This is a genomic window from Streptomyces echinoruber, assembly GCF_014651135.1.
GTDB classification, from domain to species: Bacteria; Actinomycetota; Actinomycetes; order Streptomycetales; family Streptomycetaceae; genus Streptomyces; species Streptomyces echinoruber.
In genome coordinates, this window is the sequence record NZ_BMWH01000005.1 from 70,338 (window position 1) to 96,782 (window position 26,445).

The window sequence follows — 26,445 nt, forward strand, 5'->3', positions numbered from 1 at the left end:
TCACATGCCTCCCGGTGGCTCGGTGGTCGGGGCCGGTGGCTCGGTGATCGGGGAGCCGGGCGCCGTCTCGCCGTCCCACCGCGGCAGTTCGGTGATCTCCACCACGGCGGCGGTGCAGCTGTATCCGGCGCCGCCGCCGAACAGCAGGACCCGGTCGCCGGGCGCGACGGCCCGGGTGCGCAGCAGCCACTCCAGGCCCGCGTTCCAGTCGCCCGCGCCGATGTGCCCGGTGGTGCGCCCGTACTCCCACGTGGTCAGGGACTCGGGAACCTGCAGCAGGTGGTGGAAGTGCCAGCCGCCCTCGAAGCGCCCGGTGGCGCCGATGACGACGCGGGCGAGGTCCTTGAGCCGGGTCCGGGAGTCCGCCAGGGCCTGGTTGCGCGCCTGGTTGATGAGGCGTCCGGTGCGCAGCTCGATCTGCCGGGGGTCGCCGGCCGCCGCGTACTGCGCCGCGCGCGCCACCAGGTCGATGGGGGTGGCCGGGTCGGGGGCCGGGCGCAGCGGCTGGTCGCCGCGGGCCGATCCCTCCAGGGAGTTGTCGACGACCGTGGCGGTCGACAGCACACGGGCGAACCCGCCGGTGGTGGACAGCACCATGGCGGTGCCGCCGTCGCCGTAGACGTTGTAGTCGTGCATGTTCCAGCGGTCGACGGCCGGCGGGGCGAAGCGGTCGCCGGTGGTGATCAGGGCCGCGTGCCCCTTGCCGACGCCGGCCCGCAGGTGGGCGCCGGCCAGCTCGATCGCGCCGAGGGCGCCGTTGCACCGCTGCTGCACGTCGAAGGCGGGGACGTGGCGGCCCACGGTGCCGGCCGCCACGTAGGAGGCGGTCGGCCAGATGTCGAGGCCCTGGTACCACAGGCTGCCGTGCAGGAGCAGCGAGAAGTCGTGCGGGGCCAGGCCGGACCTCTCGACGGCGGTACGGCCGGCGCGCACCGCCATGTCCGGCGGGGCGACGTCCTCGGCCACGCACACGGAGACGTAGTCGCGGGCCTTGGCGCGCCCGGCGTCGTAGCGGCCCTGCTCGATCGCGCGCTCCACGGGCACCGCCTCGGGCAGCCAGGTGCCCAGCCCGGCCAGGTACAGCTCGTCCCACTTCATGACGCCTGCCTCAGCCGGCCCGCGCCGCAGAACTCCCGGACGGAGTCGATCATGTAGTCGACCATCTCGGGGGTGAGCAGCGGGTGGACGCCGATCCAGAGGGTGTGCTCGGTAACGATGTCGCTGTTGGTGAGGTCGCCGGCCACCCGGTGCGGACGGTCCAGGTAGGCGGGGTGACGGGTGAGGTTGCCGGCGAACAGCCGCCGGGTGCCGATGCGCCGGGACTCCAGGAAGTCGGTCAGGTCCTTGCGGGTGAAGGGCGCGTCGGGCCGTACGGTGATCACGAAGCCGAACCAGCTCGGGTCGCTGCCCGGCGTCGCCTCCGGCAGCAGCAGCCCGGGCGTGCCCTCCAGACCGGCACGCAGGTGCTGCCAGTTGCGGCGGCGGGCGCGGCCGAAATCGTCGAGCTTGGCGAGCTGGGTCAGGCCGAGGGCGCCCTGGAGATCGGTGGCCTTCAGGTTGTAACCGACGTGCGAGAAAATGTACTTGTGGTCGTAGCCGTACGGCAGGGTGCCCATCTGGTGCTGAAAGCGCTTGAGGCACTTGTCGTCCTCGCCGGGCTCGCACCAGCAGTCGCGGCCCCAGTCGCGCAGTGACTCCACGATGCGCGCGAGCGCGAGGTTGCCGGTCAGCACGCAGCCGCCCTCGCCGGTGGTGAGGTGGTGCGCCGGGTAGAAGCTCACCGTGCTCAGGTCGCCGAAGGTGCCGGTGAGCCGTCCCTGGTGCAGGGAGCCGACGGCGTCGCAGTTGTCCTCGACGAGGAACAGCTCGTGCTCGGCGGCCAGTCGGGCGACCTCCGCGACCGGGAAGGGGTTGCCCAGCGTGTGGGCGATCATGATGGCCCGGGTGCGGGGGCCGATCGCCGCCTCGACGCGGTCCAAGGTCGTGTTGTACGTCCCCAGGTCGATGTCGACGAAGACGGGCACCAGGCCGTTCTGCACGATCGGGTTGACCGTGGTGGGGAAGCCCGCGGCGACCGTGATCACCTCGTCGCCGGGCACCAGCCGGCGGTCCTGAAGGTGCGGCGACGTCAACGCGGTGAGGGCCAGCAGGTTCGCCGAGGAGCCCGAGTTGGTCATGTGCGCCTTGCGCAGGCCCAGCCTGCGGGCCAGAGCGCTTTCGAACCTGCGGGTCGTGACCCCGGAGGTGATCCTCAGGTCGAGCGCCGTCTCCACCAGCGCGGTGCGGTCGTCCTCGTCCAGCACCGCCCCGGCGGGCAGCAGCGGGGTGACCCCCGGCACGAACTCCTGGGTGCCCGCCGTCTCCCGGTGGTACTTGCGTACGTGTTCCAGCAGCAACGCTTTACTGCCGCTCACCTCATCGCCTCCCGCGCGCCTGTGGGCCGAGCGGCCCTGCCTCGGACATCCGGGCCACGGGCTCCGGGTCCTTCTTCCTCGGGGGTTGACTCGCGGGACGTCCGGCGCGGTGCCGGGCGCCCGCCCCGAGTCACGGTGGTGCACCGGGCTCAAGAAGCCCTTGAAGTCGGGCCGTGGCCGGCCTGGGGCTGTGCCCATGGCGCTCACGGCGCCCGCAACGCCCATGGCGCCCGCAGTGCCCGCACGGACTTCTCAGGGGGTGGCAGGGCCTGCAGCGACTCCTCCAGGGGGCGGCGGGCGCCCGGCTGAGGGTGGCGCGGGTGGTGGCGCGGACGGCGGCGCGGGCGGTGCGGCCGGGGTCGGCGGCGCAGGCGACGTGCTGCCGCTCCATGCCCGCGGTGCGGGCCTCCTGGCCGTCCTCCTCGACGGTCCATGGTGCGGTGACGCCGCCGGCGGCGGCGATCAGGCCGTCGACCGTCCGGCGCGCACGCCGACGGCCCGGCCGCGGCCGAGGGTGAAACAGCCGAGGGTGAAACAGCCGAAAGTGAACACCCGCCCCGCCACGGGCCGTTCGGCGGCGACCAGGACCGCCTCGGCGACGTCGCGTACGTTGACGACGTCCCGGTGGGCGCACAGCGGGGCCGGCTGCGGCTCCTCCGTGGGTACCGCGGTCGGCCGCGGCGCTGAGCTGCGCCGCCACCCGGCCCGGCAGGCTGCCGCGCGGCAGGCCGGGGCCCACCGCGTCGGCGCCCCGCAGGACCGCCCCGGCCGGCCGCTCGCGCTCGCGGCCAGGACGGTGCGGCTGCCGAGCAGTTCGGCGCGGCCGTAGACGGTCACGGGGCGCGGCGGCGCGGCCGGGGCGGGCGCCTCCGGGGTGGGGGCGGGCGCCTCCGGGTGGGGGCGAGTGGGTGGCCGAGGACGAATGGGCGGCCGAGTGCGGACGAGCGGCCGAGTGCGGACGGGCAGGGCCGCTCATCGTGTCGCGTCCTCCTCTCGCGCGGCCGTCAGGCGGCGGCGGACGGCGGATCGGTGTGCGCCGCGGACGGCGCGGGCGGTGCGGCCGGGGTCGACGACGCAGGCGATGCGGCCGAGGCCGGAGGCGCGGGCGGTGCGGCCGGGGCCGACGACGCAGGCGATGCGGCCGGGGCCGACGACGCAGGCGATGCGGCCGGGGCCGACGACGCAGGCGGTGCGGCCGGGGCCGACGACGCGGGCGGTGCGGCCGGGGCCGGGAGCCGGCCCGTGGACGCCAGGTGTTCCAGGACCGGCACCAGTCGGTCCGGGGCCGGGCGGGAGGCGTTCTGCGCGCGCAGCCGGGCGGCCGCCGCGCGGTGGGACGGGTCGGACAGCAGCGCGGCGACGGCCGAGCGGATCACGTCCGGCGCGGCACGGTCGCCCGTGACGTGCCGCCCCGCGCCGGTGGCGGCCAGGCGCGCCCCGTCGGCGTCCTGCTCCGGCCCGAAGGTGAGGGCGAGCTGGGGCACGCCGGCCGCGGCCGCCGTCATCACGCACCCGGCGCCCCCGTGGTGCACGATCGCGTCACACGTGGGCAGCAGCAGGTGGAGCGGGAACTGCTCCACCACCCGCACGTTGCCCGGCAGTTCGCCCAGCGCGGCCACGTCGTCGGGGTGCACCGGCAGGACGATGTCGAGGTCCTGGCCGGCCAGGGCGCCGACCACCCGGGGCACCAGGTAGGAGGCGGTGCCGTAGGACCGGCTCACCGAGTTGCTCCACAGCACGCACACCCGCGGCCGGGCCGGCGGCCGAAGCGCCCACGGGGCCATCGCGCCGGGGCCGTTGTAGGGGACGTACCGCACGGGCAGCCGGGTGGCGCGGGTCGGCGGGGCGAGGTCGGCCGGGCAGGGGTCGATGACGTACTCGACGAGGTCGGGGCCCATCTCCGGCAGGCCGTGCCGGGGGAAGGCGCGGGTGTAGTCGACGGGCAGCGGGTGCAGTTCGGGGTCGTCCTCCTCGGTGCCGACCGGTCCCCACAGGTGGGCGACGTGGGGCACGCCCAGCGCGCGGGCGGCGAAGACGCCCTCCATGCTGAGCCGGTCGTGGACGACCAGGTCGGGTCGCCAGGCGCGGGCGAACTCCAGCACGCCCGCGAGCCCCTTGCCGGTCTCGTCCGCGATCCTGCGCTTGCACTCCCGCGCGTACGCGGCGAAGTCGAAGCCGTCGAGCGACGCCATTTCCTCGCCGGTGTCGGGGTGCAGCCCGGGCAGCCCCGGGTACCGCCAGGTGCCCGCCTTGATGTCGGTGAGGTTCTTGAACCGGGTCAGGAAAACCATGTCGAGGTCGCCCAGGACCGGTACGGGGGTGAGTCCCGCCCGCTCCAGGGTGCGCGCCTGCGACGGGGCGCAGGCCACCCGGACCTCGTGCCCGGCGGCCTGGAGCGCCCAGCCGAGCGGGACCATCGGGAAGTAGTGGGTCGGCCAGTCGGAGACCGTGAACAGCACGCGCATGGGGCACCGCTTTCTTCGGGCGATTCTTCGGGGCGTCGGCCTTCTTCGGGGCGCCGGCCTTCTTCGGGGCGCCGGCCTTCTTCGGGGCGTCGGCCTTCTTCGGGCGTCGGCGTGACCGGTGGACGCCGACGTGACCGATGGACGCCGACGTGACCGGTGAGCGCCAACGTGATCGGCGGACACCGGCGTGACCGTCGGGCAGGAGCCGCAGCCGGGGTTCAGGCGGCGGCACGGCCGTCCGTGCGGCCGGCCGTGCGGTCGGCGGCGAGGCGCTCCAGTTCGCCGACGAGCGCGGCCTGCGTGGGCCGGGCCCGGTTCTCCTCGCGCAGGTGCCGGGCGCTCTTCGCGAAGGACGGTTCGTCCAGCAGCCGCCGTACCAGTGCGCGCACCGTGTTCCGGTCGGCGAGGTCGCCGCGCAGGTGCAGCCCGGCGCCGGCGGCCGCCACCCGGGTGCCGTTGGCCTGCTGCTCGGCCGCGAAGGTCAGCGCCAGTTGCGGGACGCCGGCCGCGACGGAGGTCATGGCGCAGCCGGCCCCGCCGTGGTGCACCACCGCCGAGCAGGCCGGCAGCAGGAACTGCAGCGGAAAACGCTCGAACGCCCGCACATTGGCGGGCAGTTCGCCGAGCGCGGCGATGTCCTGCGGGGTGCCCGTCAGGACGACCTCGACGTCCAGTCCGCCGAGCGCGGCGACGATCTCCGGCACGAGGAACGACCGCGGGCCGAACATGCGGGTCAGCGAGTTGCCCCAGATCACGCAGACCCGGGGCCGGGCGGGCGGCTCGAGCACCCAGGCCGGCATCGCGCCGGGCCCGTTGTACGGCGTGTAGCGCACCGGGAGCCGGCGGGCGCGGGTGGGCAGCCGCAGGCTCTCCGGGCACGGGTCGACGACGTACTCGATCAGGTCGGGGCCCAGTTCGCCCACGCCGTGGCGGGGGAAGAAGCCCGCGGGGTCCTCGGGCAGCAGCCGCAGCGCGGGCTCCTCCTCGTCGGTGCCGACCGGGCCCCAGGCGTGCAGCACGGCGGGCACCCCGGTGACCTTCGCGGCCAGCAGTCCCTCCACGGCCAGCGGGTCGTGGACGACGAGGTCGGCGCCCCAGCGGCGGGCGAAGTCCAGCGTCCCCTCGTAGTTGCCCTTGACCGCGGTGGCGATCTCCCGCTTGTTCTCCCGGGCCCAGGCCGGGAAGTCGAAGTCGTCCAGCGACGCCAGCTCCTCCCCGGTGACCGGGTGCAGCGGCAGACCCGGGTAGGGGCGCCGCCCGGCCTGCGCGTCCCAGAAGTACAGCAGCCTGGTCTGGGTGACCATGTCCAGGCCGCCCATCAGGGGCACCGGGGTCAGCCCGGCCCGGGAGACCGGCTCGGCCTGCGCGGGGGTGCACAGGACCCGCACCGCGTGACCGGCCGCCTGCAGCGCCCAGCCCAGGGGGACCATCGGCGCGTAGTGCGCCGACCAGTCCGACACCGTGAACAACACACGCATGGTGAGACCTCTCCGTCAGCCGCGGGCCGACCCCGCTGTGCGGGGGGATGCTCCCGGACCGGACTCGATCCCGTGTCGAACCCTCCTCGACCGCCCTGCTCCACCGCCCTCCCCCACCGTTCTCCTCGACCGCCCTCCCCCACCGTTCTCCTCGACCGCGCCGGGCGCGGGACCGTCGGCTCCAGGCCTGCTGGAGCGGGTCTCTACTGCCCGGCCCCAGCCTCGGCGCAGACCGGCGCAGTCCCACGTCCCACGCGAAGGAGAACGCCGCCATGACGGACGCCATGACGGACGCGGCCATCCGCACGACAGGGCTCCACAAGACGTACACCAGCGGCGGCCGGCCCGTGCACGCCGTCGACGGGCTGGACCTGGAGGTGCGGCCGGGCGAGTTCTTCGGGCTCCTCGGGCCCAACGGAGCCGGGAAGTCGACGACGCTGGGGATGCTCACCACGCGGATCGTGCCGACGCGCGGCAGCGCGCGGGTCGCCGGGTTCGACGTGACGACGCAGGCGGTGGACGTGCGCCGGCACATCGGCGTGGTCACCCAGGCCAACACCATGGACCGGGCGGTCAGCCTGCTGGAGAACCTGGAGTTCCGCGGCCGCTTCTTCGGGATGAGCGCCCGGCAGTCCCGCCGCCGGGCCATGGAGCTGCTGGAGCGGTTCGGGCTCACGGAGGTCGCCCACCGGCTCGACGACCACGTCTCCGGCGGGCAGTCCAAGCGGGCCATGGTCTGCCGCGCGCTGATGCACCGGCCGGAGATCCTCTTCCTGGACGAGCCCACGGCCGCGATCGACCCGCAGGCGCGGCGCAACCTGTGGGAGCTGCTGCGGGAGCTGAACGCGGCCGGGCAGACCATCGTGCTCACCACGCACTACCTGCAAGAGGCCGAGGAACTGTGCGACCGGATCGCCGTGCTCGACCACGGCAAGGTCCTCACCTGCGGCACCGTCGACAGCATCAAGGCCAGTGCCGGCGCCGAGACCGTCATCACGGTCTCCTTCGACGAACCGGCCGACGCCGCGGCCCAGGTCGCCGGGAAGCTGGACGGCGTCCGGCGCGCCGAGGCGGACGCCTGCGACCTGCGGGTGTACGCCACGGCCCCCGCGGACGGCCTGCTCGGCGAACTGATCTCCGTCGGACGCGACCACGGCCTGTCCGTGCGCAACGCCGCGACGCTGCCGCCCAGCCTCGAAACCGCCTTCCTCAACCTGACCGGACGGGAGTACCGGGATTGACTACGACCATCGCCTCCCCCACCGCGTCGGCGGCGCCCGCGCGCAGCGGACGGCTGTCGACCGCGCTGCACACCTTCGCCGCGCTGCTCAGCCGCGATCTGCGGGTCACCCGGCGGCAGTTGGGTTCGCTCGTGCTGCGCGCCGTGATGCAGCCGCTGGCGTTCACCTTCGGGTTCGCCTACGTCCTGCCGAAGATCGGCCTGGCCGGCGGCTTCGGCGGGGACCGGCCGGGCGCGCCGAAGTTCACCACGGTGCTCGTGCCGGGCCTGGTGGCCATCACCATCGCCGTGCAGGGCATCACCGCGGTGATGATCCCGCTGCTGATGGAACTGACGTACACCAAGCAGATGGAGGACCGGGCGCTGGCTCCGGTGCCGCTGTGGGTGATCGCCGTGCAGAAGATCGTGTCCGCCGCCGTCCAGGCGATGCTCGCGGGCCTGGTGGTCTTCCCCGTGGTGCTGCTGGTGCACGCCGACGGACAGGCCCCCAACGTGCACGTCCACGACTGGCCGCTGTTCGTCACCGCCTTCGTCCTGGCCTGCCTGCTCGCCGCCTGCACCGGGCTGCTGCTGGGCACGCTGTTCGACGTGCAGAAGGTGCAGCACCTCTTCGCGGCCGTGATCACGCCGCTGACCGTGCTCGGCTGCGTGTACTTCCCGTGGTCGGCGCTGAAGGCGGTGCCCTGGCTGCAGTACCTGACCCTGCTCAACCCCGTGGTGTACATGGGGGAGGGCCTGCGGGCCTCGCTCACCCCCGAGGTCGGGCACATGCCCGTATGGGCGTTCCTCCTCGCGGAGACCGGCGGCGTCCTGCTGCTGGGCGGCCTGGCCCTGCGCAACTTCCGGCGCCGCGTACTCGGTTGAACCGCCATGCCGCGTACTCGGTTGAACCGCCGTGCCACGTACTCGGCTTGACCCACCGCACCGCGTACTCGGCCGAGCCGCCATGCCGCGTACTCGGCCGAGTCGCCGGTCCGACGCCGGCGCCCCCGACGGACGTCCTCGGGTCCTGGTGGCCGTCCCGCCGGAGTACGGCATCCACACCGGCGCCTACGACGGCACCCACCCGGACACGAGCGGCGAGCAGCGAGCACCGCATCACGAGGGTGTTCGCCGCGGTGCCGCACGAGACATGGGGTGGGCGGACGGAGCGGGCCCTGGACGACGCGACCGACCGCGTCCAAAGCGCTTCGGCCGTCAGCGTGCAGTGCTGGCTCCTGCTGCGCCGCGGGAGGCTCGCCGAGGCCCGTGAACTGGCCGTCCGGTGGGCCGACCGGTCCGTCACCCGCAGCTCCGCCGCGATCTGCGCCGTACCCGCCCCGACCTCGAACCACTTGGCCGCCTCCAGCCGCACGGCCTCCCGCTTCTCCTGCTCCGCGGGCCTCAGCCCGCCCCCTTGCGCATACCGCATGAGGCCGTCGTACCGCAGGGATCACCACTCGTCACGACCACCCGGACATCGCCGATTCAACCTGAGCCTCGATCCACCGCGTGAATTCTGATTACGGGTGTCGGGCGGGTTCCGGGTGTTTCTTGGGGATGCGGGCAGCGGTGATCGCCGGGTGGCCGTCCGGTGCGGGGTCTCCGAGGTCTTTCGGGTCGTGGGCGGGCAGGGTGGTCGTGCGGGTCAGGTGGCCATGCGCTGTCCGGTCGCGGTCCACAGGTCGGTGAAGTCGTCGGCCCAGCGCCAGGGTTGGGGCAGGTGGAGGGTGAGGCGGCGGGCGCTGGTGGCGATCCGGGCGGGGATGCTGATCAGGTGGCGGCGGATGGTGCCGGTGCGTGCCCGGGCGTGGAAGACGGAGGCGAGGTGGCCGGCGGCGCGGGTGAGGTTGTAGGCGGTGGCGGCGAGGGTGAGCCAGGCGGCGTTCGCGGTGAACTTCCCCGAGGGCAGGTGGGCGAGCGCGGAGTCCTCCAGGTCGGCGAAGACCTGCTCGACCTGGGCGTGTTCGCGGTGCATCGACTCGGCCCGGGCCAGGACGAACGGGCTGTCGGTGAAGATGACGTGGTGGCGCCGGACGCCGAACAGTTCGGCCTGCCCGGCGGGCACGAACTTCGGGTTCAGCCGCTTCACGCGGCGCACGATGAGCCGGGCGGTGGTGTGGAACGCCTTTTTCTTGCTGGTGAACGCGGTGAAGGGGACTTCGGCGATCTCGGCGTCGGAGACCCAGCGTTCCTCCTGCTCGTCCCGGACGGCACTGGCGTACTTGATCGGTGTCCAGGCGTCCTCGGCGATGCCTGCGATCGTTTCGCGGATCGTCCTCCTGACCGCGACCGCGAGAGAGAAGGCGGCGCCGGCCGCGCGGCAGACGGCCACGGCCTTGTGGGAGAAGAACGCCGAGTCGGCGCGGACGACGATCCGTGCGGTGATGCCCATCGCCCGCACCGTGGCCAGTGCCTCACGCAACAGACTCGCCGCGCCTTTGCCGGAGCCCGCCGAGCCCTTGCGCAGCCTGGTGGCCACGATGACCGGCGCGCACGTTGCGGTCTTGACGGTGACGATCTGGAAGTGCAGGCCGCGCTGCTTGGTGCAGCCGAAAAAGGCGCCCTGCTCGGCGGGGCCGCAGACCTGCTTGACCTTGGAGCCGATGTCCACGAACACCACCTCGTCCCGCTTCGGGACCAGACCGGTGTGGGCGGCCAGAGTGCAGGTGAACGCCCGGGCCGCGGACTGGAGCTGGCGCACGTGCCCCCAGGTGAAGGCGCGCAGGAAGGTGCCGAGCGTGGAGGGCGCACGCACCCCGCCGAACAGGCGGGACAGGCCGCCGTGCCGGAGCACGTCCAGGTCATCGATGCTGTCCGCCCCGGCGATCATGCCGCCCACGATCGACAGGGCCTTCGCCTCGACGGCCGTACCGGCACCGTTGGCCGCGCCGGTGAGCTTCACCTTCTCGGCCACCAGCCGGGGCAGGCCGCACCGCTCGGCCAGCCGGATGGTCGGGATCAGCCCGGCGTGCGCGATCAGGTCCGGGTCGTCGAACGCGGCGAACAACGTCGCCGGGGTATGGGAGGATTTCACTTACGAAGTGCCTTGTCGATCGTGCCTGATGTGAGCGTAGAGAACTCTCATCATCGCAGGTCACAAGGCACTTCTTCGTTCCCGGTCCTCATACCGGCCGACGGTCACGCGGTGGATCGAAGCTCAGTAGGCTGCCATGCTCGAGATGATTAGATCTTGGACAGTGATCCGGTCACGACAACGGGTAAAGGCAACGGGGAAGATGCGCAGAACGCTTCATGGTGCGGTAGCCCTCGTCATCACGGTGATGCTGCTGACGGGGTGCGCTGACAGTGGTGATGAGACCCGCCAGGACGAGGGCAAGGGAAAGACCGCAGCCACAGACGCGTCATCAGGCACAGCCTCGCAGAAGGCGACCTACCGGGTGACGCTCAAGGTCACCGGCAAGGGCACGACGTCGATCATGTACATCGTCAACAGCAATCACTTCGAGCAGCAGCGGAAGTTGCCGTGGACGAAGACGGAGACCGTCGCCCTGACCTCTGCCGAGCAGAAGGTGGGGCACCTGGTGTCGATCGTCCCGGGCTCCATCCAGGCCGCTGATGGCACACTGCAGCAGGCTCCGTGCGTGATCGAAGTCGACGGCAAGCAGGTCGCGGACAACGACGGCGGTAACGACCCCAAGGGCTGTCGGTACGAACTCAAGTAGGCACAGCATCGGCGAGACCGACGTTGAGGGGACCGTTGGACTGACCACTCAGAACAGTCCCGATGACGAGCACGGCTGGAAGGGGACAAGACCCGGCTTCCCGTAGGCGCCGGACCCCCGAGCCGGCCGTCCGCGGCGTTTTCAACTGCACGAATCTCGCTTGTCGTAGGCGGCACGACGACCTGCTGTGCGCCCCATGGTGAGGGAGCTGCGTGAGCGGTTGTGAATGAGTGGTTGTGACCAGCACAGACAGGCTCCGTCTGGTGGAGACGCTGCTGATCACCGCTGCCGCCGTGTGGGGCGTCGGCACGGGGCTGCTCATACCGCGCGCCGCCTACCGCCTCGCCTTGCCACCAGGGGAGCCGTGGCGAACAACGTGTCCTGCGGGACACCCTCTCGCTGGCATCGGCCACGGCTGGCTGGGCCGGGCTAGCTGCGCTTGCGGGAATGGACACGGTCCGAGCACGCCCGTTACTGCTGCTGCCGCGGCCGCGATCTGTGCTGCGCTGGCGGCCGCCACCGGTGCCCGTCCCGAGCTGATGGTCTGGCTGCTGCTTGTCCCGGCCGGAGTGCTGCTCGCCGCCGTCGACGTCGCGGTGCACCGGCTGCCCGACGTTCTCACCCTGCCGCTCGCGGTGGCCACACCCGTGCCGCTCGGCGGGGCCGCGCTGCTGCCCGGCGCCGGCGGCAGCTGGACGCATGCACTGCTCGGCGCCCTCGCGCTCACGGCCTGCTGCGTCATGCTGTTCCTGACCCACCCCCGTGGCCTGGGCTTCGGCGACGTCAAACTCGCCCCCGCGCTCGGCGCAGTTCTGGGCTGGTACGGCTGGGACATCCTCATCGTCGGTACCTTCGCTGGCTTTCTGCTCAGCGCGCTCTACGGCATCGGGCTCCTCCTCACGCGTCGAGCCGGACGCACAACGGCTGTTCCGTTCGGCCCGTTCTCCCTCGCCGGAGCACTCCTGGGCGTGCTTCTGGGCACCTGTATCCGTTGAGCGGGTGTGCAGGCCGCGTCGTGGGCGAATCAGCCCGCCAACATGTCCCGGAGCTCGCGTGTCGGGCCTGGTGAAGCGCGGTCGCTTCAGCCGGTGGCCCGCAGCCGTTCGAGGAGTTCGTCCACGCCTGCGGTGTGCGCGTAGGGGGACAGAGTTGGCTCCAGGTCGTGGATCATCGTGACGCACCGGGGCGCGTTGATGCGGTTGGCCAGGTCCAGGGAACGGGTGGCGGTCTCGGCGGCGAGCTCCACTTCGCCGTCGCGGAGGTAGGTCTCGGCCTGGTAGGTGAGGAACACCGCGCGCGTTTTGGCGCGGGTGGCCGGGAGCAGGGCGATGCCCTCGTCCATGAGCTGGTGAGCCCGCCGTCGCTGGCCGAGATCGGCGAGACACCTGCCGCTGTCCGCGGCCAGGTCCGCCATTCCCATCCAGGAGCACCATGTGGGCGCCGGATCGCAGGAGGGGGCTTGGAGTGCCTTCTCGGCGGCGGTCAGGGCCCGGCGGCACGGGCCATCCTCGCCGAGGGCGGCGAGGGCGCGGGCCTGGCGGAGGTGAAGGAGGGAGCGTGCGGTGGGGTGTTGGGTGCGCGGGATGGCGTGTTCGAGGATGGCCACGGCACCGCGGGCGTCGGTGAGCCACAGCAGCTGGTAGGCGAGGTCAGACAGGATGCCCGCGCCGAGGTCGCGCTGGGCGGCGATGTGGGCGTTGTGGAGGGCGGCGTGCCAGAAGCGGCTGGCGGCGGCGTGGCGGCGTTCGTCGAAGTGCTGCCAGGCGATGGCCTGGGAGAGCAAGGCGGCCAGGGTGTGCAGTCGTTGTTCGACGGCGGGCGTGTAGCGGCCTTCGCTGATGAGGACCGTGACCGTGGCCAGGTGCTCGGCCAGTAGCCGGTGGGTGTGCTGGCGACGTTCGGTTGCGAGGCGGACCAGTTCCGTACCGGCGGTCTCCAGCCAGATAACCAATTCGGTGTCGACGTCGCCGCGCACCGTCGGGCGTGGGAAGCGTCCCGGTTCGGTGACGGCCCACTGGTGGGCGAGCGCGGCCAGGGCTCCGCTGGTGTAGGCGATGAACGACCGGCGGTCCAGGGAGGTCATCAGGGCCTCTCGCAGTGAGGGGGCGGCGTTGTGCGGTCCGAGCGGCAGCGCCTTGTCCTGGCCGGGGAGCCAGTGGGGCCAGCCGAGATGGGCGACGGCCGCGTAGTCGATACCGAAGACCTCGGCGATGAGCGGCTGGGATTCGTCTTCGTCGGGGGTGGCCCGGCCGGTCTCCCACTTGGAGATGCGTGACCCCCGGGTGCCTGAGCGCAGTCCGCGGCGGGCGGCGGCCTGCCGGATGCGGCGGGCCAGTTCCTCCTGCGACCATCCGCGCTCGATCCGGGTGTAGGCGAGGGGGTGGCGGATCTCGTCGTCCACCCGCCCATTGCACCACCCTGACCGAGCCTCGGGCAGCGGTTGGGGAAGAGCGGGGATAGGGCGGGGATAGGGCTTGGTTCTAGGCATGGCGCCCGGTCGGCGCTGTACTCGTCGTGGTCTCGCCCGGCGCCCCGTGCGACCGGCTCGGGACCGGGTGACGACCGTGAGTCCTCACCGCCTTGTCCGTCCCGCCGGTGCCGGGCTGTACGCCCGTTACGTGGGGGCCGAGCAGGCTCTTCGCCCTCCTGCGGGACGTCGTCGGTGCACAGGGAGGGGGCTGCCATGTCGTACGACCACTGAGCCCGAGGTACCGGGCGGGCCCGCAGCGTGCGGGCCCGCCCCGCTCCGAAAAGGATGTGCGATGCCGTCTGTGACCGACCGCTACGACCCGTTGGACGCTCAGATTCTGCGTGACCCGTACCCGGTGCTGGCCGAACTGCGGCGAACGGAGCCGGTGTTCTGGCACGAGGGGATGGGCTCGTGGGCGCTGACCCGGTACGCCGACTGCGTGCGAGTGCTGCGCGACCACGCCCTCTTCGCCCGCGACCCGCGCCGTACCGGGGGAGCGGTCCCGGAGCCGTCCCTGAGCGTGCAGACCCTCGACCCGCCGCAGCAGAGCCGCGTGCGCTCGCTGTTCATGACGGCGCTGCGGGCCCAGGACCTCGCGGCCATCGAGGAACGCGCCCGCCGTCTCGTGGCCGGCCGACTCGACGTGCTGGCCGGAGCCGGACAGTTCGATGTGGTGGCGGAGCTCGCGGTGCCGCTGTCCGTGGCGGTGGTGGCGGACCTGCTGGGCGTTGAGCCCCCGCCGTACGCCGAGTTCGCCGCTGTCCCGGACGCCATCATGCGGAGCATGGACGGCGGGCTGGACCCCTCGCTCGTGGAGCCGGGGCGCATCGCCCGTCAGCGGCTGAGCGAGCTGGTCGACTCCTGGTTCGCCGCCTCATCCCGGCCGGGCCTGCTCGCTCACGTTCGGCAGGCGGCGCCCGGCGCCGACCCGCTGGCCCGGCTGTATGTGAAGAACACCGCACGGGTCATGTTCCAGGGCGGCTACAGCACGATGGCGGCCGCCGTCGGCAACGCGGTGGCCGTCCTCCTCGCCCATCCCGAGGCCCTGGAGCGGATGCGCGATGCGGCGCTGCTGGCCACCGGCGTGGACGAGCTGGTGCGGTTCGACGGGCCGGTGCAGGGCACCACCCGCGTGGCGGTGCGAGCGTGCCGGATCGGCGGGGTCGATATCGCTGTGGGGCAGAAGGTGGTGCCGCTGTTCGCCGCCGCCGACCGCGACCCGGACGCCTTCCCCGGCGCGGACCGGCTGGTGCTTGACCGCACACCGAACCGGCATCTCGGCTACGGCTGGGGTCCGCACTCCTGCATCGGCACAACCGTCGCCCAGGCGGGCCTGCGCTCCCTGGTCGAAGCCCTGAACGAGCATCCGGCCCGGCTGGTCGGCGCCGGCGAGGGCGTGCGGCGCCGCACGGCGACCATGCGGGCGTATCAGACGCTGCCCGCGCTCCTTCGCCTCTGACCCTTCCCTTCCGGCGGCAGCGCGACCGCTGTTCGGGGCCTCCCCTTTCGTCTGCGTCAGGAGATCCGCCGTGCGCATCCTCGTCGGCAACCACATCGACCCGTCCATCCGTGCACGGGGCGACATGCGGGCCTGGACACAGCGCTTGTTCTGGTTCGCCCGTCCCGGTGACCTGCTCGTCCTGTGCTGCGAGCCCGACGACGCGTTCCTCGACTACGCCTTAGCCCACACCGGCGTGCCGCGCAGCGGGCTGACCGTCCTGGTCGCGCCCGCCGGGGCGTGGGGCGACCGGCTCCTCGACCCGGCCGCGCTCACCGCCCCCGCCTTCCTGAAGACGGCGCGGGCTGCGCTCGACGCCGCGGGCGGGCAGGGCGCGGTGAGCGAGGTGTTCGCGCTGTGGCCGTCCGCCTCCGTCGCCCGCTTCGCCGCCGCGCTGGGCATCGCGGACCGCTTCCCCGGCGCCGCGTTCTTCGCCCAGGGCGGCGGGGAGATCGGCAACAACAAGGCGAACTTCCGGGCCCTGGCGGCGGCTGCCGGGGTGCCGATCCTGCCCGGCCGTGTCTGCCGCAGCCACACGGAGGCCATCGACGCGACCGGGGAGCTGCTGGGGCCGTCCGGCAGCGGGGCGGTCGTGGTCAAGCAGGCCCACAACGGCGCCGGGGTCGGCAACCAGCTCCTCGTACGCGATCCGCGTATGGCGGTGGACCATGTCGGTGCCCGCCACCTGCACCATCTGGAGCCCGGCGAGGACGGCATCGCGGCGTACTGGGATCAGCGCTGGGCATGGGCGAGCGGGGATGGCCGGTGGCCGGTCGTCATCGAGACCTTCGCGCCCGGCGCGGACGCGGTGTACTCCGAGCACTACGCCGCCGACACCGGCACCTGGCCGACCGAGATGGGCCGCCTGCTCTATGTCGGCCGGCGCCTGAGCCACCAAGTCGTCCCCCTCGACCGGGTCAGCGACCCGACGCGGGCGGCCCTGCTGGACGGGGGAACACGGCTGGCCGAGGCATACCGGGCCTTCGGCTACCGCGGGCACCTGAGCGCGGACGCCCTGGTGCTGCCCGACCAGAGCGTGGTGTTCACGGAGGTCAACGCGCAGGTCTCCGGGTCGCTGCACATCTACCAGCAGATCGCCCGTCGCATCGTCGACGTCGCCGCCGCCCCGCGCCGTCAAGTGGTCGAGTACCACGTCCCGCCCACCTGGGCCGTGCCCGACTTCGCCGCGTTCCTGGCCGCGCTGGACGAGACGGGCCTGACCTACGACCCGGCCACGCGAACGGGGGTGATCGTGTCGATGCCCGCCATCCCCCTCGCCCCCGGGGCGCCGGTCCAGTTCGTGTTCTGCATCGCCTACGACCCCGCCACCGGCTACGACGAGGCGTTCGCCCGGCTCGGCGAGCGCTTCCAGACCCTGCCCGCCTCGGCCGTCGACGCCAGTGAGCACGTCGGCCACACGGCTGTGTCCTTCTCCTCCTGACCAGGAGCCCGACGATGACCACCACCGCGGCCGCCGAGGCGGCCCAGCTCACTCCCGCCTTCGACCTCGACACGGACCGGCTCGCCGCCGAACTCGCGGCCGTCACCTCCCACACCTGGAACGTGCAGCGCACCCACACCTACGGCGGCCAGGTCGGCCAGGCGGCCCCGATCGACTGGCGCGTCCTGCCGCTGCGCAGCCTCGGCGGCAACCCGGACCGCACCGACCCGGGCGGCCCCGGCCCCCAGCCGTTCGCGCCGACCCGCTGGCTCGACCAGCTGCCCTACTTCGCCCACCTCCTGGACGCGATCCCGGCCCCGCTGAACGCGGTCCGGCTGATGGCGCTCGGGCCCGGCGCCGTCTCAGAAGCGCACTGCGATCCCAAGTACCGGCTCGACCGCGGCCTCACCCGCCTGCACATCCCCATCGTGACGACGCCGGACGCGGTGCTCGTCCTGGACGGCGTCGAACACTGCTGGCAGCCGGGCACCCTGTGGTACGGCGACTTCTCCCGCGAGCACCTGGTCCGCAACACCAGCGACGCGGTGACCCGCGTCCACGTCGTCATCGACGCCCTCCTCACCGCCGACCTCGCGACCTGGTTCCCCGACTCCTGGCGGGAGCTGTTCGCCCGCGGGGAGGTCCTGCTCAACCGGCCCGCCCCGGCCGCCGCGTCCGCGTGGCCCGCCGCGCTGCCGTACGACACCCTCCTGCCCAGCGGGTTCGCGGACTTCGACGCGCCCGCCCCGCTGGACGGCTCCCTCCTGCCCGCCCGCCTCGACCACACCGCCGGCGGCGTCCTCACCCTGACCGTCGCCGGACGCTCCTTCGCGCTCGTCCCGGCTGGCGACGGCGGCGAGTGGCGGTTCTCCGGCTGGAGCGAGCAGCGCACCCTCCAGCCCGACGACCACGGCGGCCTGCTGCTGCGGGTCCGTCGCGGCCGCGCGCTCGCCGACCGGCACGTGCCCGCCGCACCCCGCACCCCCTGACGCTCGACCACTTTCGATCTGGAAGGAACCGTGTTCGCCATGCGCCTGCACAGCTACGACGACTTCACCCCGCTGAAGGAGATCATCGTCGGGTCCGCGGAGAACTACCTCGGCCACGACCGTGACCTTTCCTTCGAGCTGTTCCACCACGAGAACCTGACCGGCTTCCGGTCGGACTGGGCCTACCCCAGGCTCGCACAGACCGGCACGGGCACCCGCGGGCAGAACTGGGCCGTCAAGCAACGCTACGCCGAGGAACTGCACGAGGACGTCGAGAACCTGGCCGCGACCCTCACCGGGCTCGGGGTCACCGTGCACCGGCCGATCCCCCTGCCGCCCGACGCGGCCCGCATCGCGGGCCTGGGCTGGGAGGCGGCGCCCACCCCCGCGCTGAACATCCGCGACAACACCCTGATCGTCGGGGACCAGATCATCGAGACGCCGCCGGCGATCCGCTCGCGGTACCTGGAGACCCAGCTCCTGCACCGCGTCTTCCGCGCGTACGAGAAGGCCGGGGCCCGGTGGACGGTGATGCCGCGCCCCACCCTCACCGACCTCTCGTTCGACCTGTCCTACGCCCGCGACGCCGCCACCACCCTGGGCGGGCCGACCGAGCCGATCCAGGCCCCGCAGCCCAGCCCGTACGACGTGGGGCTGGAGATGATGCTCGACGGGGCTCAGGTCCTGCGGCTGGGCCGGGACCTGGTCGTCAACGTCGCCCAGAACAACCACGAACAGGGCCTGAACTGGCTTCAGCGGCACCTCGGCCACGACTACCGCGTCCACCGGGTGTGGCGGATGGCGGACAACCACATCGACTCGATGGTGCTCGCCCTGCGGCCCGGCGTGTTCCTCGCCCGGCACGACGGCATCCGCGACCTGATGCCCGAACCGCTGCGCTCCTGGCGGTACATCGTGCCGCCCGAGCCCGATGAGGGCGCGTTCCCCGTCTACGACGACGCGGACCTGGTCCTCACCAGCCCCTACATCGACCTCAACGTCCTGTCCGTCGATGAGCACACCGTCCTCGTCAACCAGGAGTGCACCGGTCTGGCCAAGACGCTGGAGACCGAGGGCTTCGACGTGGTGCCCGTCCGCCACCGGCACAGGAGGTTGTTCGGCGGCGGCTTCCACTGCTTCACCCTCGACACCTGCCGGGACGGCGGCCTCGTGGACTACCTGGCATGACCGGCCCGGCCGTGCTGCTGCTGGACGCGGCGGGCCCGGAGTCCGCCGCGCTCGCCCGCGCGGCGGCCAAGCGCGGCCACCAAGTCCACGCCGCCACCGCAGCGGACGGGCCAGCCCCGGCGCCGGAGCCGGCCGGGCAGGTCGTCACCGACTTCGCCCGGCCCGACCGGGCCGTGGAGGACATCACCGCGTACGCCCGCCACCGCGGCGTCGGCGCCGTCCTCACCGCCAACGAGTACCTGACCGGACTCGCCGCGCTCGTGTGCGCCGAACTCGGCCTGCCCGGCAACGACCCGCACCTCGCGCACGCCGCCCGCGACAAGGCGGCGATGGCCAGCGTCCTCACCGCGGCCGGCGTACGCGTCCCCTACACCCGGCTCGTGCACGACGACACCGAGCTGCAGGACGCGCTCGCGGACCTGGGGGCCGGATTCCCGTGCGTGATCAAGCCGGTCAGCTCGGCGGGCTCGGCCGGGGTCACCGTGGTGACGTCCGCCGCCCAAGCCGCCCCGGCCGCCGACACCGCCCGCATGGCGCGCGGCCCGTACAGCGGCCAGGGCGAGGCGGGCATCCTGGTCCAGGCGTACGCCACCGGCGACGAGTACAGCGTCGAATCCGTCACCCAGGATGCCCACACCACGCACCTCGCCGTCACACGCAAGCAGGTGACCGGCGGCGCCCGCCGCGTCGAGACCGGGCACAGCCTCCCCGTCCGCCTGCCCCCGGCGACCGAGACGGCCGTGCACCGGGAGGTGGACGCGGCGATCCACGCGGTCGGCATCCGCCACGGCGCCTCACACACCGAGGTCGTCATCGACCCCGACGGCCGGTGCACGGTCATCGAGATCGCCGCCCGGCTCGGCGCCGGGCACATCGGCATCCTGCTCCAGCACGCCCTGGGCATCGACGTCTTCGCGGCCCTGCTCGACGTCGCGCTGGGCCGCCCTGCCGCGCTCACCCCCACCGCCCACGGCCACGCCACCGTCCGCTTCATCACCGCACCGCACTCCGGACGGCTCACCTCCTTGACCGGGTTCCCGAAGCGGGGACCGGGGGTGCCGTTCGTGCGCTGGCGTGCAGCGATCGGCGGCCCGGTGAACGCCGCCGGCGCCAACGCCGACCGGCTGGGCTGCTTCGTCGTCACCGGCCCGGACGCGGCCGAGGTGGAACAGCGGGCCGACACCCTCTTGCGGCAGATCCGCCTCCAGGTCGACCCGACGCCTGCGCCAGACGACCGTGATCAGCTCAGCTCGGCGAGCAGGTCGGCCATCGCCCCGTAGCTCTCAGCGACCGCGTCCGCCTTCCCCAGCCGGTAACGTTCCAGGCGGATCGCGCCCAGGTGCCTCGCCTCGTAGATCCGCGCCCGCCACACGGCCGCCGGGGAGCGGTCCAGCGGCCCGTAGGACTCCCAGAACGCTTCCCGCTCATCCGCCTTTGCCGTCGCCATCCGGATCGTCCAGTCCGCCTGAGGGTCGGCCCACCAGGTGCGATCCGTATCGAACACGCCCGTGATCGTCGGTTCCGAGGCAGAGCTGTGAAGCATGGCGTTCAGGGTCCAGAAGTCCCCCAAGGTCATCCGGGGCTCGGTCACCTCGTCCAGGACGGCGCGGTTGTGGCTGGCCACGGCGGCCACCTTGCGCACATCGGCGGCGTCCAGGCCGACACCGTCGAGGTCGGCGGCGATGTCCTCCAAGGAGGCGACGACCGCCTCGCTCCACGTGCCGTACGCGGGTCCGGTGACGGGCCCGAAGTGCGGGCCGCGCACCGCGTGCACTTGGCGGGCGATGGCCCCCATCTGTCGGAAGAAGCCAGGCCACAGCGTGCGGGGGTAGTCGCCAAGGCGCTCGGGGGCCGGAACGCCGTCCAGCAGGCTCTGGACCATCCAGTCCCGGCCGATCACCTCATGCGTCCAGTCCACGGCGATGACCCGCGGCAAGAGCGGTGAGATCACCGCCAGATAGGGCAGGGAGGCGTACTCGTTGCGCATCAGCTCCCGCTCGCTGCGGAACTGCCTGCCCGGCTCCGGGGCGACCCGCAGGATCACCGGCCGTTCCTGCCCGGCCAACACCACCCGGTAGGTGTTGTTGTACATCCCCGAGCCCAGCTCCACCGCGGAGACAATCCGCGTATCAGAGCCGAAGGCACGGCGGCACATCTCCAGGACCTGCTCAGCGGTCACCGGCTGCTGGAACGTCTGCGATGTGCGCTCGATCGGGCGGAAATCCATGTGACTCCCCTGGCGGGTGACGGTGCGCCAGCCGACGGCGCAAGACAGTGCCCATTGTCTCCGGCCACACGGGCGGCAGTCTCGCTGGCGGCATCGCGGGTCGAAAGTGCCCTGTTCCTTCTCCTGTGGTCCGAGAGGTCAGGGAGAAAGGCCAAGCGGGAAAAGACGGCTGGGTGAGTTGGTTCACAGCGGGTTGCCGTCGCAGTCGGTGTGACTGTCGGGGCCGAAGTGGGGCTGGAAGCAGTCGGCGTGTGCCGTGTCGTGGTCGTAGGCGTCGGGGGTGGCGTGCCGGGTGAGGAAGGCGCCGGCGTGCGCGGCGGCTTCGGTGCGGGTGCCGTACGGCTCCTCGGCCTGGCCGCTGGTGCCGTCGGCACCGGTGGCCTCCCAGATGAACCCGCCGCCGTCGGGCAGCGGGATGATTTCGGCGACTCCGCCGCCCAGCCGCAGCTCCAACGGGTCGGCCTCGCCGTCGGCATTGCCGGGCCGGCGCACGGCGCCGGGCCAGCGCAGCCGGGCAGCCTGCTTGGTGATCCCCCAGGTGGTCCCGAGGTGGGCGTAGCTGGCTCCGGTGGCGCCGGCGGTGCGTGCCGCCTGCTCGGCCAGGCGCCTGGTGGCGCCGTCGATCGCGTGGAGGGCGTAGAGGTAGGCCAGCTGCCAGTCCGGTGCGAGCACAATGCCGCCGGGGGGCTGCTGCCCGCTGGCGCGGTAGGCGGCCTCTCGGGTGGAGATCGCGTGCGCAAGCTCGCGGGCGGCGTCGGCCACCTGGTCCTGGAGGTGGAGGAGTTCTTCGTCGGTGGGCTCCCGGTAGGGGGGCTCCTGCAGCGTCAAGAGGTCGCGCCAGAGGGCGAGGTCTGCACTGGAATCCATGGCGACAAGAATACTTGTCGCCATGGATAGCGACAAGTATTCTTGTCGATCGGTTGGAGTGGTTGCCGTCTGCTCAGCCACGGTCGGCGCCAGCGCACGGGCCACGTTTTCCGTGACCGGCGCGCTGGCCAGGGATGTGCCGGGATGCAGGCGTCGCCCTCGCCGAGCGGCTGGACATCAAGGCAGCTTCGGCATCCGGGGGACGAGCCGCGGAGGGACACGATGCGCCCTCACCCCGGCAGCGCGTATCAACCGCTGGTGGGGTAGGCAAGCAGACCAGAATCGCCCAGGACGATGCCCGCCGATTCATTGACGAGGAGCGGCGCAACACCCGGCCTGGGCAGGTCCTTGCCAGTGCGTGCGTCGAGGGCGACCGCACCGTGGTCGGTCGTGCCGTAGACACGTCCGTGCCAGGCCGTGGTGACCTCAGCTTGACTCTGTCGGGGATCTTGGGGTTGCCGGGGTCAGGTGCCCAGGGTGCGCCAGGACTTCGGCCGGGGGATCTCGTGCTGATCGAGGTAGGTCTGGAAGGCGGTCGGTCGGCGGGGAGGGGGTGCCTCTTCGGTCGCTGGGAGACCGCTGAGGCGCTCGATGTTGAGGGCGATGGCGGTCAGGACGTGCTGGAGGTGGACCTTGTCCTGGCCTCGGTAGCGGCAGCGGCGCATGCCGTGTCCGTGGGCGAACTCGTTGACTGTTCCCTCTGCTCCGGAGCGGACCGCGTAGCGGGTCTTCCACTCGGGTGTCTGTTGCTCGGCACGGACGCGGAGTTGCAGGTCGCGGAGTTCTCGCGGGGAAAGCCGACGGTGCGGTGGCTTTCGCGGGAGGTGGTGCACTGGGCGCGGGCCGGGCAGGGGTGGCACTGGCTTTTGGTGAACCGGGCCACGATCAGCGGGGCTGCTGTGGGTGAGGAGGCCGGGTAGGGGCCGTGCCGGCCCTGGCTGACCTGCCCCTGGGGGCAGGTGACCTGCCGGCGGTCGTAGTCGATGTGGAAGTCGTCGCGGGCGAAGCCTTCACCTCGGCGGTGTTGCCGGGTGGGGTTGCCACGGAGCGGCCCGGAGACGGTGACCTGGTGGTCACGTGCGGCTTGTGCAAGGTGGGGCAGAAAGGTGTAGCCGCTGTCGACCAGGTGCTCGGCGGGCAGCAGGCCGCGGCGGTGCAGGCGGGTGTGGATGCCGGGCAGGACCTTGCCGTCGTGGGGGTGGAGGCGGTGGTGGCCACGTCCGTGATCACGTTGGGGCCGTCGGGAGCACACGTCTCCGTCAGATGGGCGGAGAACCCCTTCCATCTGATGATGTGCCCGTGACGGGCGTAGCGGGCCGAGTCGTCGTAGGGCGAGACGATCGCCTGGGACGAGGGTGGCAGCCCGGGTCCGTCTTCGGTCTCGGCGGTGCGCCGGCGCAAGTGGCCTGCGGCATCGCGGTGACAGTTCTGCACCAGGATCTGGCGCAGTGCCTGGACGCGGGGGCCGGACGCGCGGTCTGTCCCGTGCTGGTAGAGGTGCTCCAGGAGCCGGACGGCGTCGTTGCCGGTGGCGAGGATCCTGGTCTTGGGCTTGGTGGGGTTCTTCCCCAGGCGGACCGGACGGCCGTAACGGCGCCCCCAGTCCTCGTCGACCAGCTCGTCCAGCAGGTGCGGGGCGGTGCCGGCGACTTCCTCCAGCGCGGCGCGGACCGCTTCGGTGACCATCTCCAGCCGGGTCAGGTCACGGACCGCGGCCAGGACGTGGGTGGAGTCGGTGCGTTGTGTGGTGCGCTCGCGTACCAGGCCGGCCTCCTTGAGGCGGGCCAGGGCGAGGTCGAGGAGGCGGTCGGCGCGGTCGCCCTCGGTGAGACGGTCGCGGAAGTCGGCCGGCACGCTGTGGTGGAAGCCGGGATCGTCCAGCTCCATGGCCATGGCGTACTTGAAGTCGATGCGGCAGCGCACCGCCTCGGCGGCCTGCCGGTCCGACAGACCGAGCACGAACTGCAGCACACAGACGGTGGCCAACTGGGCGGGCGAGAGGCCCGGACGTCCGTCACGCGGATACCAGTCCGCGAAGTCCTCGTCACGCCACAGCCCGTCCAGGCGGTCTCTCACCCACATCGCCGCCGTACCGCCCGGGTTGCTCGCCCTCGCGATCTGCGCGGTCAGAGGCGGGACTTGCTCACCGGAACGAGGACGGAGCGACAACGGACACCTCGACAACTGCATAGGCTCTCGGAACATCCCGAGCATGCCCACCGATCACCCCAGCGCACCGGGAAACTCCAAGATCCCCGACAGAGTCAAGCTCAGAGACGGCGTAGGTGGAGGTGTGGCCGTTGTGCGGCTGATAGTCGGTGGAGCGCCACCACTCCCGGCCCGGCTGGAGCGGGGCGCCGTAGGCGAAGCCGGTCGGTTCCTCACCGTCGAAGGCCACGACGCAGGTGAAGCCGTCCATGCTGGACCAGTGGTCCACGAACCACGGGAACCTCTGGTGGAACTCATCGTCCATGGCATCGGCGTAGGCGTCGGCGTGTACGTTGATCAGCAGTTCCTTGAAGCCGTCCGGAAGGTTCCCCTGACGGTAGTGCCGCAGGTCGATCACGCTGCTGGTCACGCTCGGCTCCCTTCCTCTCGCATGCGGTCCGCCCAGTCACGGGCGTAGGACGTGGACGGCGCCCACCGGAAGAGGTCCCGGTGGAAGTCGCCGATCAGAGTGCGCATCCGTCCGGGCAGGGGAGTGCCGTCCATGATCGTGAAGACGTTGGAGGCCGTCCGGGTGGCTTGCTCGGGCTCCCCTTGGCGGAGCTGGGCAAGTGCGAGTCGGCACATGGCGAGAGCGCGCTCGCCTGCGGGATGCCTATACCGGCGCTCATCGGGACGCGCCGGGCCGACGCGACTGCGGGCGCCGTGTGCCGGGCGCGAACTGCGGAAACGCAGCCGACGCGGACGCCGGTCACCGGAGGTGAATACCGCGGCCACGGTGCACGACCGCCCGCATGGTGAAAGGTGTCTCCGGAGTGTGCCGACAGCTCCTCCGGAGGCACCACCATTTTCATGCCTTGGCCGCTGCAACCTCGCGCACTCGACCGGCCAGCTCCCGCACCGCCCGCGTCTTGGCGTACGGCGCGAGTTCCTTGCGCATCGTGGCGAAGTGGTCGTCTCCGCGCACAGACGACACGTGTTCGTACTCGTCCAGGAACCGGCCCCACGATGCGCACGACGCATCGAGATGCCCGTACCGCAGTTGCCTCTGCGCCAGGAGTGCATAGGCGTGGACGCGGCCCTGCCGTTCTTTGGCCGGCTGGACCCTGATGGACTGCCGCAAGGCCTCGATGCTGCCGGGTAGGTCGTTCTCCTCCAACAGCACGTGAGAGACGTGGAACAGGTAGGCCGTCTGGTCGTAGCCGCCGATCGCGTCGCGCCGGTTGTCGGCCTTCGACAGCGCCTTCTCAGCCTCCCGGAGCCGGGCGTGGGCCTGTCGACGGTCGCCAACCATGCTCGCCGCGTGGGCCTGCTGCCCGCGCAGGAACGCCACCAGACGAGGACCGGCCGACGGCGCGGCCTCGGCCGCGGAGTCCGCCAACTCCAGCGCCATCCGTCCGTGCCGGAGGTTCGACGCCTGAAGTGACATGCCGCGCAGCGTACGGCAGTAGGTGATGTGGTCGTTTGCCTCGTCGGCGAGTTTGAGGGCCTGCACGTAGTATCTCTGGCCCAAGCCGTGGGCCTTCTCGTACATGGCCATCCACCCGGTCAAATAGGTCAGGTCCGACGCGGCAGCGAGCATGTCTCGCTTCACCGACTCGGATGCCTGCGCCTTGAGCCACGGTCCGACCGTGTTGACGAGGAACGCGGCCGCCATGGGCCGTGCGTGACCGGCACCGAACTCGTCAAGGATGTCGGCGATCCGCTCCGTCATGGAACGCACCGACGCAACTTGGGAGGCGCCGATCCTGGTGGTGGCCTTGCCCGGGGTGACTGGGTCGCCGGCGGCCCGTGCCGTGTGCTTGAACGCGGGCACGGAAAGAGCCGCGGAGAACAGGGTCGTGGTCAGGACGCCGCGACGGGATGGGTCCATATCCGCTCTTCCTAGGTCGACCAACTCTTCTACAGAATCGACTAGTTGGGAGCCGTCGGCGGACACGGCGGGTTGAAGGCCGGCCTCCTCGTGAGTCACCGGCCGCCCTAACCGAGCGGACAGCGCCTCCAGAATCAACGGCCTGACCTCGGGTTTCGGTGGCGTGCCGGCGATCCAGTGCGCAACGGCCGTCCGATCGTAAGAAAGTCGCAGTCCGGCTTGCGGGCCGAGTCTGTTCACCTGCTGGGCCAGTTGCGTGCGCGTCCACCGTGCCTGTTCAAGCAGCCTGTCCAAAGCAGGGTTGGGCGTGCGTTTCCTCGCGGCCATGTCTCAACTCCCGGCAGCTCCATGGCGTTCACGGTGTTCACGGTCCGGCCTTCCCCCAACGGTACCCGCAGACAGTGAGCACGCGGTTACCTCTTACGAGTCAAGTGACCGATCTTGGCTCTTCGGAGCGGAGGCGG

Annotated in this window: 23 protein-coding genes; 9 read left to right on the forward strand and 14 right to left on the reverse strand. The window is 72.1% G+C overall.

Going from position 1 to position 26,445, the window contains the following annotated elements:
* The 5 genes from IE225_RS09295 to IE225_RS09315 form a co-directional block, all read right to left on the reverse strand.
* Window positions 1-1,098, reverse strand: coding sequence for a ketoacyl-ACP synthase III family protein (locus IE225_RS09295; protein ID WP_190056917.1), 1,098 nt, complete (start codon window positions 1,096-1,098; stop codon window positions 1-3).
* Window positions 1,095-2,414: a lipopolysaccharide biosynthesis protein RfbH gene (gene rfbH, locus IE225_RS09300; RefSeq protein ID WP_190056918.1), complete on the reverse strand. Its 1,320-nt coding sequence runs from the start codon at window positions 2,412-2,414 to the stop codon at window positions 1,095-1,097. Before rfbH ends, IE225_RS09295 begins: the two co-directional genes overlap by 4 nt.
* Before the next feature lie 462 nt (window positions 2,415-2,876).
* A complete protein-coding gene (locus IE225_RS09305) occupies window positions 2,877-3,251 on the reverse strand; it encodes a hypothetical protein (protein WP_190056919.1) in 375 nt (124 codons plus the stop codon).
* A gap of 167 nt (window positions 3,252-3,418) precedes the next feature.
* Entirely contained in the window at window positions 3,419-4,879 is a 1,461-nt protein-coding gene (locus IE225_RS09310) for a nucleotide disphospho-sugar-binding domain-containing protein (RefSeq protein ID WP_190056920.1), read from the reverse strand.
* A 218-nt stretch (window positions 4,880-5,097) separates the two neighbouring features.
* Complete coding sequence (locus IE225_RS09315; protein ID WP_190056921.1) at window positions 5,098-6,357, reverse strand: nucleotide disphospho-sugar-binding domain-containing protein; 1,260 nt, start codon at window positions 6,355-6,357, stop codon at window positions 5,098-5,100.
* A gap of 272 nt (window positions 6,358-6,629) precedes the next feature.
* Between IE225_RS09315 and IE225_RS09320 the strand changes: the two genes are divergently transcribed.
* Together IE225_RS09320 and IE225_RS09325 are read left to right on the forward strand one after the other, a co-directional pair.
* Entirely contained in the window at window positions 6,630-7,598 is a 969-nt protein-coding gene (locus tag IE225_RS09320; RefSeq protein ID WP_190056922.1) for an ABC transporter ATP-binding protein, read from the forward strand.
* Window positions 7,595-8,461: an ABC transporter permease gene (locus IE225_RS09325; protein WP_229879352.1), complete on the forward strand. Its 867-nt coding sequence runs from the start codon at window positions 7,595-7,597 to the stop codon at window positions 8,459-8,461. Before IE225_RS09320 ends, IE225_RS09325 begins: the two co-directional genes overlap by 4 nt.
* Window positions 8,462-9,224: 763 nt before the next feature.
* Here IE225_RS09325 and IE225_RS09330 read toward each other — a convergent pair.
* Window positions 9,225-10,613 (reverse strand): IS1380 family transposase, encoded by a 1,389-nt coding sequence (locus IE225_RS09330; RefSeq protein ID WP_190056923.1) that lies wholly within the window; start codon window positions 10,611-10,613, stop codon window positions 9,225-9,227.
* A 202-nt stretch (window positions 10,614-10,815) separates the two neighbouring features.
* Here IE225_RS09330 and IE225_RS09335 point away from each other — a divergent pair, with 202 nt between their 5' ends.
* Window positions 10,816-11,262 carry a hypothetical protein gene (locus IE225_RS09335; RefSeq protein ID WP_190056924.1) on the forward strand — a complete coding sequence of 149 codons (447 nt, stop codon included), beginning with the start codon at window positions 10,816-10,818 and terminating at the stop codon, window positions 11,260-11,262.
* A 263-nt stretch (window positions 11,263-11,525) separates the two neighbouring features.
* Window positions 11,526-12,257 (forward strand): prepilin peptidase, encoded by a 732-nt coding sequence (locus IE225_RS09340; protein WP_190056925.1) that lies wholly within the window; start codon window positions 11,526-11,528, stop codon window positions 12,255-12,257.
* A gap of 86 nt (window positions 12,258-12,343) precedes the next feature.
* Here the strand turns inward: IE225_RS09340 and IE225_RS09345 are convergent, their stop codons facing one another.
* Window positions 12,344-13,663, reverse strand: a complete 1,320-nt coding sequence (locus IE225_RS09345) for a helix-turn-helix transcriptional regulator (protein ID WP_229879353.1) — start codon at window positions 13,661-13,663, stop codon at window positions 12,344-12,346.
* A gap of 361 nt (window positions 13,664-14,024) precedes the next feature.
* On the opposite strand from IE225_RS09345, the gene IE225_RS09350 reads away from it, so the two are divergent.
* From IE225_RS09350 to IE225_RS09370, 5 genes are all read left to right on the forward strand, one after another.
* Entirely contained in the window at window positions 14,025-15,191 is a 1,167-nt protein-coding gene (locus IE225_RS09350; RefSeq protein ID WP_190056927.1) for a cytochrome P450, read from the forward strand.
* Window positions 15,192-15,261: 70 nt separating this feature from the next.
* On the forward strand, window positions 15,262-16,671 hold the full coding sequence (locus IE225_RS09355) for a preATP grasp domain-containing protein (RefSeq protein WP_190056928.1): 1,410 nt from the start codon (window positions 15,262-15,264) through the stop codon (window positions 16,669-16,671).
* 14 nt (window positions 16,672-16,685) lie between these two features.
* On the forward strand, window positions 16,686-17,660 hold the full coding sequence (locus IE225_RS09360; RefSeq protein ID WP_190056929.1) for an aspartyl/asparaginyl beta-hydroxylase domain-containing protein: 975 nt from the start codon (window positions 16,686-16,688) through the stop codon (window positions 17,658-17,660).
* A 39-nt stretch (window positions 17,661-17,699) separates the two neighbouring features.
* Window positions 17,700-18,848: a glycine amidinotransferase gene (locus IE225_RS09365; protein ID WP_190057109.1), complete on the forward strand. Its 1,149-nt coding sequence runs from the start codon at window positions 17,700-17,702 to the stop codon at window positions 18,846-18,848.
* On the forward strand, window positions 18,845-20,128 hold the full coding sequence (locus IE225_RS09370) for an ATP-grasp domain-containing protein (RefSeq protein ID WP_190056930.1): 1,284 nt from the start codon (window positions 18,845-18,847) through the stop codon (window positions 20,126-20,128). Before IE225_RS09365 ends, IE225_RS09370 begins: the two co-directional genes overlap by 4 nt.
* Here the strand turns inward: IE225_RS09370 and IE225_RS09375 are convergent.
* The 7 genes from IE225_RS09375 to IE225_RS09400 all read right to left on the reverse strand — a co-directional run bounded on the left by IE225_RS09375 (window position 20,089) and on the right by IE225_RS09400 (window position 26,308).
* The gene (locus IE225_RS09375; RefSeq protein WP_190056931.1) at window positions 20,089-21,075 is read right to left on the reverse strand and encodes a phosphotransferase family protein; all 987 of its coding nucleotides are present in this window, start codon (window positions 21,073-21,075) and stop codon (window positions 20,089-20,091) included. The genes IE225_RS09370 and IE225_RS09375 overlap by 40 nt on opposite strands.
* 183 nt (window positions 21,076-21,258) lie before the next feature.
* On the reverse strand, window positions 21,259-21,942 hold the full coding sequence (locus IE225_RS09380; protein ID WP_190056932.1) for a hypothetical protein: 684 nt from the start codon (window positions 21,940-21,942) through the stop codon (window positions 21,259-21,261).
* A 464-nt stretch (window positions 21,943-22,406) separates the two neighbouring features.
* Entirely contained in the window at window positions 22,407-22,802 is a 396-nt protein-coding gene (locus IE225_RS32985) for a transposase (RefSeq protein ID WP_308432464.1), read from the reverse strand.
* A gap of 25 nt (window positions 22,803-22,827) precedes the next feature.
* Window positions 22,828-24,024, reverse strand: a complete 1,197-nt coding sequence (locus IE225_RS09385) for a transposase (protein WP_229879354.1) — start codon at window positions 24,022-24,024, stop codon at window positions 22,828-22,830.
* A 61-nt stretch (window positions 24,025-24,085) separates the two neighbouring features.
* Window positions 24,086-24,520, reverse strand: a complete 435-nt coding sequence (locus tag IE225_RS09390) for a hypothetical protein (protein WP_229879355.1) — start codon at window positions 24,518-24,520, stop codon at window positions 24,086-24,088.
* Window positions 24,517-24,735: a hypothetical protein gene (locus IE225_RS09395; RefSeq protein WP_308432465.1), complete on the reverse strand. Its 219-nt coding sequence runs from the start codon at window positions 24,733-24,735 to the stop codon at window positions 24,517-24,519. The genes IE225_RS09390 and IE225_RS09395 overlap by 4 nt, the downstream gene beginning before the upstream one ends.
* 223 nt (window positions 24,736-24,958) lie before the next feature.
* Window positions 24,959-26,308 carry an NsdA family TPR-like regulatory protein gene (locus IE225_RS09400; protein ID WP_190056933.1) on the reverse strand — a complete coding sequence of 450 codons (1,350 nt, stop codon included), beginning with the start codon at window positions 26,306-26,308 and terminating at the stop codon, window positions 24,959-24,961.
* Between the last annotated feature and the right edge of the window lie 137 nt (window positions 26,309-26,445).

Coding starts and splice junctions, on each gene's coding strand:
- IE225_RS09295 (WP_190056917.1), bottom strand. CDS start 1,098: ATGAAGTGGGACGAGCTGTACCTGGCCGGGCTGGGCACCTGGCTGCCC.
- IE225_RS09310 (WP_190056920.1), bottom strand. CDS start 4,879: ATGCGCGTGCTGTTCACGGTCTCCGACTGGCCGACCCACTACTTCCCG.
- IE225_RS09315 (WP_190056921.1), bottom strand. CDS start 6,357: ATGCGTGTGTTGTTCACGGTGTCGGACTGGTCGGCGCACTACGCGCCG.
- IE225_RS09320 (WP_190056922.1), top strand. CDS start 6,630: ATGACGGACGCCATGACGGACGCGGCCATCCGCACGACAGGGCTCCAC.
- IE225_RS09335 (WP_190056924.1), top strand. CDS start 10,816: ATGCGCAGAACGCTTCATGGTGCGGTAGCCCTCGTCATCACGGTGATG.
- IE225_RS09350 (WP_190056927.1), top strand. CDS start 14,025: ATGCCGTCTGTGACCGACCGCTACGACCCGTTGGACGCTCAGATTCTG.
- IE225_RS09360 (WP_190056929.1), top strand. CDS start 16,686: ATGACCACCACCGCGGCCGCCGAGGCGGCCCAGCTCACTCCCGCCTTC.
- IE225_RS09365 (WP_190057109.1), top strand. CDS start 17,700: ATGCGCCTGCACAGCTACGACGACTTCACCCCGCTGAAGGAGATCATC.
- IE225_RS09370 (WP_190056930.1), top strand. CDS start 18,845: ATGACCGGCCCGGCCGTGCTGCTGCTGGACGCGGCGGGCCCGGAGTCC.
- IE225_RS09375 (WP_190056931.1), bottom strand. CDS start 21,075: ATGGATTTCCGCCCGATCGAGCGCACATCGCAGACGTTCCAGCAGCCG.
- IE225_RS09380 (WP_190056932.1), bottom strand. CDS start 21,942: ATGGATTCCAGTGCAGACCTCGCCCTCTGGCGCGACCTCTTGACGCTG.
- IE225_RS09385 (WP_229879354.1), bottom strand. CDS start 24,024: ATGTGGGTGAGAGACCGCCTGGACGGGCTGTGGCGTGACGAGGACTTC.
- IE225_RS09395 (WP_308432465.1), bottom strand. CDS start 24,735: ATGTGCCGACTCGCACTTGCCCAGCTCCGCCAAGGGGAGCCCGAGCAA.
- IE225_RS09400 (WP_190056933.1), bottom strand. CDS start 26,308: ATGGCCGCGAGGAAACGCACGCCCAACCCTGCTTTGGACAGGCTGCTT.